The sequence below is a fragment of the Actinomadura sp. KC06 genome (assembly GCF_004348735.1).
Taxonomy (GTDB): domain Bacteria; phylum Actinomycetota; class Actinomycetes; order Streptosporangiales; family Streptosporangiaceae; genus Spirillospora.
The window spans coordinates 1-10,970 of sequence record NZ_SMKT01000228.1; the positions used below are offsets into that span (position 1 = coordinate 1).

7 protein-coding genes, 1 tRNA gene and 1 pseudogene are annotated in these 10,970 nt (G+C 67.3%); 6 read left to right on the top strand and 3 right to left on the bottom strand.

Annotated features, from left to right (window positions below; translation table 11 throughout):
• Positions 1-336 precede the first annotated feature (336 nt).
• Together gyrB and gyrA are read left to right on the top strand one after the other, a co-directional pair.
• Complete coding sequence (gene gyrB, locus E1287_RS39255; protein ID WP_131970544.1) at positions 337-2,274, top strand: DNA topoisomerase (ATP-hydrolyzing) subunit B; 1,938 nt, start codon at positions 337-339, stop codon at positions 2,272-2,274.
• Positions 2,275-2,769: 495 nt separating this feature from the next.
• Positions 2,770-5,277, top strand: coding sequence for a DNA gyrase subunit A (gene gyrA / locus E1287_RS39260; protein ID WP_131970546.1), 2,508 nt, complete (start codon positions 2,770-2,772; stop codon positions 5,275-5,277).
• A gap of 890 nt (positions 5,278-6,167) precedes the next feature.
• On the opposite strand, the gene E1287_RS46105 is transcribed toward gyrA, so the two are convergent.
• Positions 6,168-6,374, bottom strand: coding sequence for a hypothetical protein (locus E1287_RS46105; RefSeq protein WP_131970548.1), 207 nt, complete (start codon positions 6,372-6,374; stop codon positions 6,168-6,170).
• A gap of 82 nt (positions 6,375-6,456) precedes the next feature.
• Between E1287_RS46105 and E1287_RS46110 the strand changes: the two are divergent.
• Positions 6,457-6,816, top strand: a pseudogene (locus E1287_RS46110) (DUF3566 domain-containing protein); the annotation flags it as partial.
• Between the two features lie 68 nt (positions 6,817-6,884).
• Positions 6,885-6,961: transfer RNA gene (locus tag E1287_RS39275), tRNA-Ile, on the top strand.
• Positions 6,962-7,225: 264 nt separating this feature from the next.
• Here E1287_RS39275 and E1287_RS39280 read toward each other — a convergent pair.
• The gene (locus E1287_RS39280; RefSeq protein ID WP_131970552.1) at positions 7,226-7,435 is read right to left on the bottom strand and encodes a hypothetical protein; all 210 of its coding nucleotides are present in this window, start codon (positions 7,433-7,435) and stop codon (positions 7,226-7,228) included.
• Here E1287_RS39280 and E1287_RS39285 point away from each other — a divergent pair.
• Complete coding sequence (locus E1287_RS39285; protein WP_131970554.1) at positions 7,434-7,973, top strand: DinB family protein; 540 nt, start codon at positions 7,434-7,436, stop codon at positions 7,971-7,973. The two genes, E1287_RS39280 and E1287_RS39285, sit on opposite strands and share 2 nt — an antisense overlap.
• Before the next feature lie 2,054 nt (positions 7,974-10,027).
• Here E1287_RS39285 and E1287_RS39290 read toward each other — a convergent pair.
• Complete coding sequence (locus E1287_RS39290; RefSeq protein WP_131970556.1) at positions 10,028-10,378, bottom strand: VOC family protein; 351 nt, start codon at positions 10,376-10,378, stop codon at positions 10,028-10,030.
• A gap of 274 nt (positions 10,379-10,652) precedes the next feature.
• Between E1287_RS39290 and E1287_RS39295 the strand changes: the two genes are divergently transcribed.
• Entirely contained in the window at positions 10,653-10,886 is a 234-nt protein-coding gene (locus E1287_RS39295; protein ID WP_131970558.1) for a hypothetical protein, read from the top strand.
• Positions 10,887-10,970 lie beyond the last annotated feature (84 nt).

The following is a 10,970-nucleotide window of genomic DNA, read 5'->3' on the forward strand; positions in this document are numbered from 1 at the left end:
AAACAGCGACGGGTGGTGGGAAGGAGAAGATGGGAAAAAGAAACAGGGTTCAGCAGCGAGCGCCACGTAGGCCAGAGAACACCCCCGGTCCTGTGGGGGGATGCATCTCCAGGCCCGCTCGGCCGCCACACGCGCACACAGCGCTCGTCAGTGCCACTTTCTGTCGCATGACCCGGTAGAATGAAATCGGTTCAGGATGCTGCGCCGCCAAGGGGTGCCCAAAGCTCTGACCGAACGTTGAACAGAGCACAAGGGCGCCCTGTCATGTGTGTTACGGGGCACACCGTGCCTCCCTCGGGCGCGGAGCGGCAGTCATCCCCGGCAGGAGGATCTCCTTTGGCGTACGACGCTAGTTCGATCACTGTCCTTGAAGGGCTTGAGGCGGTTCGCAAACGCCCGGGCATGTACATCGGCTCGACCGGTGAGCGTGGCCTGCACCATCTCGTCTACGAGATCGTGGACAACGCGGTCGACGAGGCCCTGGCCGGCTATGCCGACGACATCGTGGTGACGCTGATGGCCGACGGAGGGGTGAGCGTCCTCGACAACGGGCGCGGCATCCCCGTGGGCGAGCATCCCGTGGAGAAGCGGCCGGCCATCGAGCTGGTGCTGACCACATTGCACGCGGGCGGCAAGTTCGACGGCAAGTCCTATGCCGTTTCGGGCGGCCTGCACGGTGTGGGTTCGGCGGTTGTGAACGCGTTGTCCACCCGGATGGAGGCCGAGGTCCGCACCGACGGCCACGTGTGGCGCCAGTCGTACACGTGGCAGGGGCCGGAGACCGAGCTCAGCAAGGGTGAGGCGACCGAGGAGACCGGCACCCTCATCAGGTTCTGGCCGGACACTGAGATCTTCGAGACGACCGAGTGGAACTTCGAGACCCTCTCCCGCCGCATGCAGGAGATGGCGTTCCTGAACCGCGGCCTCGCCATCACGCTGCGGGACGAGCGTCCCGATCACGTGAACGGCGAGCCGAACATCGTCCGGTACCACTATGACGGCGGCATCGAGGACTTCGTCCGCTACATCAACGCGCGCAAGGACGCCGTCCACGAGTCGGTGGTGTACTTCAGCGACGAGACCACGGGCATGTCGATCGAGATCGCCATGCAGTGGAACTCGTCCTACGCCGAGTCCGTCCACACGTTCGCGAACACGATCAACACGGCGGAGGGCGGCACCCATGAGGAGGGCTTCCGCGCGGCGCTGACGACGATCGTCAACCGGTACGCCCGCGACAAGGGCCTGCTCCGCGACAAGGACGACAACCTCACCGGCGAGGACGTCCGCGAGGGCCTCACCGCGATCATCTCGATCAAGCTGGCCGACCCGCAGTTCGAAGGCCAGACCAAGACCAAGCTCGGCAACACCGAGGCCAAGTCGTTCGTGCAGCGCGCCTGCAACGTCTACCTGCGCGACTGGTTCGAGGAGAACCCTGGCGAGGCCAAGGAGATCATCAACAAGGCGTCGCAGGCGGCGCGGGCGCGGGTGGCGGCGCGGCAGGCGCGCGACCTGACCCGCCGCAAGAGCCTGCTGGAGTCGACGTCGCTGCCCGGCAAGCTGTCGGACTGCCAGTCCACCGACCCCGGCAAGTCCGAGCTGTACATCGTCGAGGGCGACTCGGCGGGCGGCTCCGCCAAGGGCGGCCGCAACCCACACTTCCAGGCGATCCTGCCGATCCGCGGCAAGATCCTCAATGTGGAGAAGGCCAGGATCGACAAGATCCTGAAGAACAACGAGGTGCAGGCGATCATCACGGCGCTCGGCACCGGTGTGCACGACGAGTTCGACATCACCAAGCTCCGCTACCACAAGATCATCCTGATGTCGGACGCGGACGTCGACGGCCACCACATCAACACGCTGCTGCTGACGCTGCTGTTCCGGTTCATGAAGCCGTTGATCGAGGCCGGGCACGTCTACCTGTCCCAGCCCCCGCTCTACAAGATCAAGTGGGATGCGCGGGGCTCGGAGGCCGACTACGCCTACTCCGACTCCGAGCGGGACGCGATCATCGAGGCCGGGGTCGCCGCCGGCAAGCGCGACCCCCGTCCGCGCGACCTGGTGCAGCGCTTCAAGGGCCTCGGCGAGATGAACGCCAACGAGCTGTGGGACACGACGATGGACCCTGACAACCGAGTGCTGCTGCAGGTGCAGCTCGACGACGCCGCCCAGGCGGACGAGCTGTTCAGCGTGCTCATGGGCGAGGAGGTCGAGCCTCGCCGCGAGTTCATCCAGCGCAACGCCAAGGACGTGCGCTTCCTTGACATCTGAGTACGGCCGATGCCCAGCTCCCGAAGGCTTGACGGCCCAGCTCCCACCAGCCGCCGACCGCCCAGCGGCCAGCGGCCGACGCCTCAGTGGCCAACCATCCGACCGCTCGGCGGCCAACGGCTCAGCGATCGACGCCTCAGCGATCTACTGCTCACCGGCCAATCGCTCGACCGCTCGGCGGCCGACCGTCCAGCGATCGGCGGTCCGGCGGCGGCCAATGGCTCAGCGGGCGGCGGTTCAGCGGCTGATCGTTCAGCGGCCGATCGTCCGGCGGCCAGCGGTCCGGCGGCCAGCGGTTCAGCGGGCAGCGGTTCAGCGGCCGACCGTCCAGCGATCGGCGCTCCAACGGTCGGCGGTTCAGCAGCCGTCCGACGGGCTTGTGGACGATGGTGCAGGTTTCTTGGGGCGGGTTTCGAGTGGACGGGTGAGGTTTCCGCGGCCTGATTTCGGCAGGCGACCGTACGTGCATCCCAACGAGCAGAAGAGGTCCTGAGAGTGACGGACGTGACCACCGAGAGCGGGTACCCGGGCGAGCGGATCGAACCGGTCGACATCCAGGTCGAGATGCAGAAGAGCTACCTCGACTACGCGATGTCGGTCATCGTCGCGCGTGCGCTGCCTGAGGTCCGCGACGGCCTCAAACCCGTGCACCGCCGCGTCCTGTACGCCATGTACGACGGCGGCTACCGGCCCGACCGCGGCTACTTCAAGTGCGCGCGCGTCGTCGGCGACGTCATGGGGAACTACCACCCGCACGGCGACTCCGCCATTTACGACGCGCTGGTCAGGCTCGCGCAGCCGTGGTCGATGCGGTACCCGCTGGTCGACGGGAACGGCAACTTCGGCTCGCGCGGCAACGACCCGGCCGCGGCCATGCGGTACACCGAATGCCGCATGGCGCCCCTGGCGATGGAGCTGCTGCGCGACATCGACAAGGAGACCGTCGACTTCTCCCCCAACTACGACGGCCGGTCGCAGGAGCCGGACGTCCTGCCGTCCCGGTACCCGAACCTGCTGGTCAACGGGTCCGCCGGCATCGCGGTGGGGATGGCGACGAACATCCCGCCGCACAACCTGCGGGAGGTCGCGGACGGCGTCAGGTGGTACCTGGACAACTTCGGCGCGTCCGACGAGGAGCTCCTCGAGGCGCTGATCGAGCGGGTCAAGGGCCCCGACTTCCCGACCGCCGGGTTGATCGTCGGCCGCAAGGCCATCGAGGACGCGTACCGCACCGGCCGCGGCTCGATCATCATGCGGGCCGTCGTCGAGGTCGAGGAGATCCAGGGCCGCACCTGCCTCGTCGTCACCGAGCTGCCGTACCAGGTCAACCCGGACAACCTCGCCCTCAAGATTGCGGACGGGGTGAAGGAGGGCAAGCTCGACGGCATCGCCGACGTCCGCGACGAGACGTCCGGCCGGACGGGTCAGCGCCTCGTGATCGTCCTCAAGCGGGACGCCGTCGCCAAGGTCGTCCTGAACAACCTGTACAAGCACACCCAGCTGCAGGAGACGTTCGGTGCGAACATGCTCGCGCTGGTCGACGGCGTGCCGCGCACTCTGCGCATCGACCAGTTCGTGCGGCACTGGGTCTCGCACCAGGTGGACGTCATCGTCCGCCGCACCCGGTTCCTGCTCCGCAAGGCCGAGGAGCGCGCCCACATCCTGCGCGCCCTGCTGAAGGCCCTCGACCGGATCGACGAGGTCATCGCGCTGATCCGCCGGTCGCCGTCGGCGTCGGAGGCGCAGCAGGGCCTCATGCGGCTGCTAGAGATCGACGAGATCCAGGCGCAGGCCATCCTGGACATGCAGCTGCGCAAGCTCGCCGCCCTGGAGCGCCAGCAGATCACCGACGAGTACGACAAGCTCATGGCGGAGATCGCCGACTACAACGACATCCTGGCCTCGCCGGAGCGGCAGCGTCAGATCGTCGGCGACGAGCTGGCCCCGATCGTCGAGAAGTTCGGCGACGAGCGGCGCACGCAGATCATCCCGTTCGACGGGGACGTTTCGTACGAGGACCTCATCGCCGAAGAGGACGTCGTCGTCACGATCACCCGCGGCGGCTACGCCAAGCGCACCCGCACCGACCTGTACCGGGCGCAGCGGCGCGGTGGCAAGGGTGTCCGCGGCGCGCAGCTCAAGCAGGACGACATCGTCGACCAGTTCTTCGTCACTACGACGCACCACTGGATCCTGTTCTTCACCAACAAGGGCCGGGTGTACCGGGCGAAGGCGTACGAACTGCCTGATGCCGGACGCGACTCGCGTGGTCAGCATGTCGCGAACCTGCTGGCGTTCCAGCCGGACGAGCACATCGCCCAGGTCATGGACCTGCGCGACTACGAGGTCGCGCCCTACCTCGTCCTCGGGACGAAGAAGGGCCGCGTCAAGAAGACCGCCCTGAGCGACTTCGACTCGCCCCGCACCGGCGGCATCATCGCGATCAACCTGGTCGACGACGACGAGGTCATCGCCGCGCGGCTCGTCTCGGCGGACGACGACCTGCTGATGGTGTCCACCGGCGCCCAGGCGATCCGCTTCCGCGCCGACGATGACTCGCTGCGCCCGATGGGACGCGCCACGTCCGGCGTCATCGGCATGCGTTTCGACGAGGACCAGGAAGTCCTTAACATGCTGGTCGTGAAGGACACGTCCCAGGACGTCCTCGTCGCGACCGAGGGCGGATACGCCAAGCGCACGCCCGTCGACCAGTACCCGCTGCAAGGGCGTGGGGGTAAGGGCGTCCTCACCGCTAAGATCGTGCAATCCCGCGGGATGTTGGTAGGGGCCCTCATGGTGGGCCCGGAAGACGGTGTGTTCGCGATGACGTCCAACGGCGGAGTCATCCGGACCACGGCCGCGGAGATCAAGCAGTCCGGCAGGCAGACCATGGGCGTCCGCCTGATGAACCTCGCGGACGGGGACAGCGTGGTGGCCATCGCGAGGAACGTAGAGTCCATGGAGGACTCGGACGACGCCGAGGGAGGCGACGACGGTGAATGACGTACGGGACTTCATCACGTCCTGTGCGTGCGCCACCTCCGTCACCGAACCGCTAGGCCAGGAGGACACGTGAGCACTGAGCCCGGCAAGAGCAAGGACGGGCCCGGCGCGGCTGCGCCGGGCGGCTCCGGCGAGAACCCCGGGGCCGAGCCCGGCGCGAACCCCGCCGGCGAGTCCGAAGCCAAGCCGGGCCGGCCGCGCAAGCCAAGCCGGGCCGCGAAGCCTGACGTGTCAACGAAGCCGGATGGGACGGACGGGTCGGAAGCATCGGCGCAGTCGAACCAGTCGGCCAAGCCCGAGGCGTCAGACAACCCAGGTGGGTCGGGTAAGCAGGACGCACCAGGCAAGCCGGACGCATCAAGAGCACCGGGTAGGTCCGGAGCCAAGTCGGGCAAGTCTGGCGCGCCGAGCAAGGTGGTGTCCGCCGCGGCCGCCATGCCTGGCCGGGACGAGACGACCGTCGAGATCGAGTCTCGCGCGGACGAGACCAGGACCGACCTGGCCCAGGTGGACGAATCTGCGGACAAGTCCGACTCGCCGGAGATCGCCCCCGTCCAGGACACCACCGAACCGCCCAAGGACGACAAGCCCGCCGAATCTCCGACTGCGAGTGACCCCGTCCCGCGGCCCAGCAGCCCGGCGCCCGCGTCGGCTTCTGGTCGTTCGTCGGGATCGGCGTCGTCGGCCCGGTCTGCGAGTTCGGCCTCTGGCCCGTCCGCTTCTCCGCAGCCAGGTCCGTCGTCCTCGGGCGCGGCTGCTGGCCGTCCAACCAGCCCCGCACCGAGTTCTGCCTCTGGCCGTCCCGCTGGACCGGCACCGGGCTCGGCCTCCGGTCGTCCCGCTGGACCGGCGGCGGGCTCGGCCTCGGGCTCAGGCTCGGCGGGCTGGGCTCAACCTGCCGAGCCGTCCGGTTCAGTCTCCGCAGGACGTACGGAGAAGCCGAACCCGTCGTTCAACGCGCCGCCATCGGGCAACTCGTCCACCGCGAGCCCGGGGCCGGGGCCGGGCTCAGGGCCGGGGCCATCCGGCACGCCCGCGTCCAGCCCTTCCGGCTCTGGTGGCTCGAAGCGTCCGAGCTTCGCGGGGACCGTCCTCAAGGACCGTCCGTCCACGTCGCCTGCGCCTGCGAAGCGTCCGTCCAAGCCCGCCGCCGGTGGCAAGCCGGCGCGCAAGGCTCAGCTCCAGCTGGCCCGGCTCGAACCGTGGTCGGTGATGAAGTTCAGCTTCGTCATGTCGCTGGTCTGCTTCGTCGTCCTCCTCGTCGCCGTGATCGTCCTTTACGCGATCCTGTCCGGCCTGGGTGTGTTCGACGCCATCAGCGACACGATCAACAGCCTCACCAAGGAGCAGGGCGAGGCGACCGGCAGCGTCGACGCCGGCAACTGGTTCTCCTTCTTCCGCGTCTTCGGCTACACGGTCCTTGTGGGCGCCCTGAACGTCCTGCTCATCACCGCTCTGTCCACGGTCGGCTCCGTCATCTACAACCTCGCCGCAGACCTCGTCGGCGGGGTCGAAGTGACCCTCAAGGAGGCCGAGTAATCGATTTCCGGTTGCCCCGCCGGATGGGGTAACCTCACGTTGCGCCGCCAGAATCAGCGGCACAACCCGGGCCTATAGCTCAGTCGGTTAGAGCGCATCCCTGATAAGGATGAGGCCGGAGGTTCAAGTCCTCCTAGGCCCACCACCTCAAAGCCCCCGCCGGATGTCGACGGGGGCTTTCGTACGCCCATGACGGCAGCCCGGCTTCCGTGTCGCCGACCAGCCCCGCCCGGCGCGGAGGATGAGGCGGGCCAGGCGGCGCGGGGTTTGCGGTGCCAGGTGGCGCGCTCGTTCGACTGCGGGAACGGCTCGTCCGGGACGGGGACGCCGGGGAACTACCCCCAAGGCCAGCACGCGCATGCCGCTGATATAGCCCGTGCCCAGCCCGGAGCATGGAGCGCAGCGCCAGTCACCCGAACGTCCGCGCCACGTCCACCACCCGCCCGCCTGGGACCGGCCGACTGCGAGGTAGGTCTCGCCGCTCGAACTTCTCCGATCGCGGGTACCAGGCCCGCCCCGTCTTGGTCAGCGACCGCGTCATGGCGTGATGGCCTACGGCCACCTCGACGAGCCTGCCCGGCATCGATTGGTTGGCCGTCCCGCTAGGCTGCTCGGCCATGGCGGATGTGGACGAGCAGGGCCGGCCGGAACCTCCCCTCGCAGCGGATGAGGCCAGTACTCTGCTGGGCTTCCTGGACTACCAGCGGGCAACTCTGGCCTGGAAGTGTTCAGATCTGGATGCCACCGGTCTTCGGGCGACGATCGCCACTTCGTCGCTGACGTTGGGCGGGATGCTCAAACACTTGGCCTTCATCGAAGATTGGTGGTGTTCCTGGTGGTTGCATGGCCGGGATCTCGAAGCGTTGTGGAGAACGGGCGACTGGGACGCTGACCCAGATTGGATTTGGCACTCGGCCGCCGAGGACACCCCCGAGCAACTCCGCGCACTCTGGCAGGAGAGCGTTTCCCGTTCCCGGTCGCTGGTCGCCGAAGCTTTAGACGACGGAGGGCTCGAAAGACCGGCCCGGCGTAGTTGGCCTGATGGCAGAACGCCAAGCCTGCGATGGATCTTGCTCCATCTGATCGAGGAGTACGCGCGGCACAACGGCCACGCCGACCTGATCAGAGAGTCGATCGACGGGCTCACCGGCGAGTAACCGGGTCAGGCAACTGTCGAGCCTGTGGATAACCGCAGCAACGGCAACACCAGCGCGCACGACTGAACATGAATAGCTCTCAGCGGTAGGTCGGCAGGGCGCATGAGATCACGACCCTGGAAGGAACGACCCCGTTCCTTAACCGACGCAGAACACACCGAATAGGGAACGCTGCAGTCGTCCACCTGCGTGGAGTGCCGCTCGGCGGCTGGCATCATCTAGGCCACGTGGCTCGGACCGTTGTGCCGTCCGTGATCAGTACAGCGGACCCTGATTGGGTGTGACGTGGACGGTCGAGGCTCGGAGTATCTGCCCAGGTCGCGAGGGCAGGCGCATTACTTCCCCACAGGTTGTGGATAACTTGGTCCACCGTCCTGCGCACGTCAGGTGACTCGGCATGGAATTCATGGACCAGCCCATGCAGCCGATGACCTGAGTGCCGAACTCGTCCAGTCCCTCGGATCGGCACCCGCAGCTCGAAGATCATGCGGGTGCGGCTGCCAACCTAACGAACAGGGTTAGCGATCGGCGAAAGCGGCGTAGAAGGTCGGCTGGCCCGGAAGACGGTCTGCCTCGTGAGGCGGCCGACGGGACGCCAGAAGACGAGGGTAGTCAGAGGCGAAATTCTCTCAGGACCAGGCCGAACTCCGCGTCCCAGAAGGAGTGCCCGGACTTCATCATCCACAACTGTGGATAACTGCGGCGCGCCTTAGGTCAAGATTAATGTCCGCCTGGTGATCAACGGCCCGCAGTGATCGCCTCTCGCCTGGTTGATCGCACTTCCATCATCCTCCTTGGCGGTCTGAGCACGGCCCGACGACGCGCCCGCACCATGTCCGAGCCGATAGTCGTGGCCAAGGCCCTCCACGTGGCCGATCTCTCTGGGCGACTTCCTGGGGAATCCTCAAAGGCAGCCAAGATCATCGGCCACTTCCCCGTGAGCCGGAGGGCCTAGCGCGCCGTCTGGACGTGTTCAAGCCCTCAGCACGCGGACTGATGCGTTCGTCCCTCCCAAAGATCGGCCGCGCGTCCTCACGGCGGAGGCCCGCGCCGTCCCTCTCCCAGGCCCGTCCAGGCTGGCGAAGGGCACACAGCGCCTGGCCGACTCGAGAGTTGCCGCTCGCATCGAGGAGCCCAGCCTCTGCGGCCATGGGTCGGACGTCGTCTGATGGCGAGTTGCCGTCATCCGATCCATCCGCCTGGGTGAGGTCTTAGCGCTCCACACCGGTTCCTCTGCACGACCGCCGCACGTCAGGCGATGGGAAGGGATTCGAGGTGCCCTGCAGTGGCGAGAGCCGTAGCCCGGAAGCATCGCAGTCCTGGCGTGACGTACGCGGTGAGCGACTCGGCGTCGCCAGCGTCGCCGTCCTTAAGGCCAGAGTCGCCGAACAGATGGGGTTGAAGGTCGCCATAGCACCAGCTCCGACAGGTTCGTTTCGGCCGAGGGGTGTCAGGACCTTGTCCGGGAGCTGCTCCATCAGCGGTCGGTCGATCGATCGTTGGCCCGGTTGTGCGGCGTGGTTGTCGCTGGGCTAACTCCCAGGTCGCCAGACCTGGGGCGCGATTCGGCGACCTCGAGCCGGCGCTGGTTGTCCTCAGTGCACGGCCGTCGGGCGGGGTTGGGGACGTGGTTGGGGATTGCCGGTGGGCAACGCTATCCACCGGACACGCGGGGTTGGGGAGGATGTCCGTCCACAGCATGTGAACGTGGTGTGGGGGACGACGCGTCTGGCATGGCTTATCCGCTGGTCAGCGTGTTATCCACGACGTGGATAAGTGGTCCTGCGCGTTGGGGACGAGCTGGGGAAGAATGGTGGACGCGCCACCTCACGGTCGTACCCAGGATGTGCACGCCAGTTATCCACAGGTTGTGGATTCTGTGCATGACGCCACACCTGCGTGGATGATTAAGGAGCGGCGCGCGACGGGCCGCCCAGACCGTGGAAAGCCCGGCTGTTCTGGGGATCTGCCTGTGGACGCGATCTCCTGGAACGCCTGTCAGCACGACAAGGGAGGTGTGTGCAGATGCTGTCCCCACCTGTGGATAACAGTGCCTAGAGGTCCTTCGCCTGCGGATGGCGTGGCTCGTAGATCGGCAACTCCCCGCCGCTCGGCAACCTGATCGCGGCGAGCAGCCCCCAGCTCTGCTCGGTGACGGGCACGTCGACCTGGACGCCGCGGGCGCCCAGTCCTTCGAGCGTGGTCTGGATGTCGTCGCACATGAGGTAGAACTCGTGCCGCGGCTCGCCCTCGGTGGGATGCGCTGCGAGCTCGGCCGGCGGCAGCTTGAAGATCAGCCAGCCGTGGCCCGCGTCGACGTCCGAAAATCCCAGGACGTCCCGGATGAACGCGCGGTCCGCCTCGGCGTCGCGGCTATAGATGATGACGTGTGCCCCGTTGATCATGGCTCCCCCTCGCTCCTCGACTGGTCTTTCCCCGGGGTACGGGCCGAATCGCGTGAACGTCTCGTTGACCGCGGGATGAGGGAGGCGACGTCCTTCGTTTACCTGTACATGATCCGCACGCCCCGGCTTGATGTCCGCATGAAGTCAAGCGCTGCGCCACGCCCGGCGGAGCGGGGACGCGCACGCGTACAAGAGCCCGAAACCCGTGTCCCGAAGGCCGAGAACACCGCCCCGACCTGCGAACACCAGTTCGAATGCGTGCTACGCTCGCCCCATGGGGCAGTTGCTGAACGAACCGATCCGCGCCGAGCACGACCTGGCGGGACGGCTCACCGCGTACGAATGGCGGGGGACCCGGTACGCCGTGGACGAGGTCCTGAAGACCTACGGCACGGCCCAGGAGGGCCGGGTCTATCGGGTCCGCGTCACGGGCGCCGAGGGAGTGGCCGTCGCGGAGCTCGGCCGTGACGCCGACCGGTGGCGGCTCCGCCACGTCTTCTCGGCCTGACCGCCCCGCCATCCCTCGACGCGACCGGCAAACCAAGCCCCAGGAAGAACCGCCCACCGAGCAGCAGCCCACCGCCCCCTTCCC

What these genes read in the sequence shown, in the direction of transcription:
- E1287_RS39285 (WP_131970554.1), top strand. Translation starts at nt 7,434, where the DNA reads ATGGCGGATGTGGACGAGCAGGGCCGGCCGGAACCTCCCCTCGCAGCG.
- E1287_RS39280 (WP_131970552.1), bottom strand. Translation starts at nt 7,435, where the DNA reads ATGGCCGAGCAGCCTAGCGGGACGGCCAACCAATCGATGCCGGGCAGG.
- E1287_RS39290 (WP_131970556.1), bottom strand. Translation starts at nt 10,378, where the DNA reads ATGATCAACGGGGCACACGTCATCATCTATAGCCGCGACGCCGAGGCG.
- E1287_RS39295 (WP_131970558.1), top strand. Translation starts at nt 10,653, where the DNA reads ATGGGGCAGTTGCTGAACGAACCGATCCGCGCCGAGCACGACCTGGCG.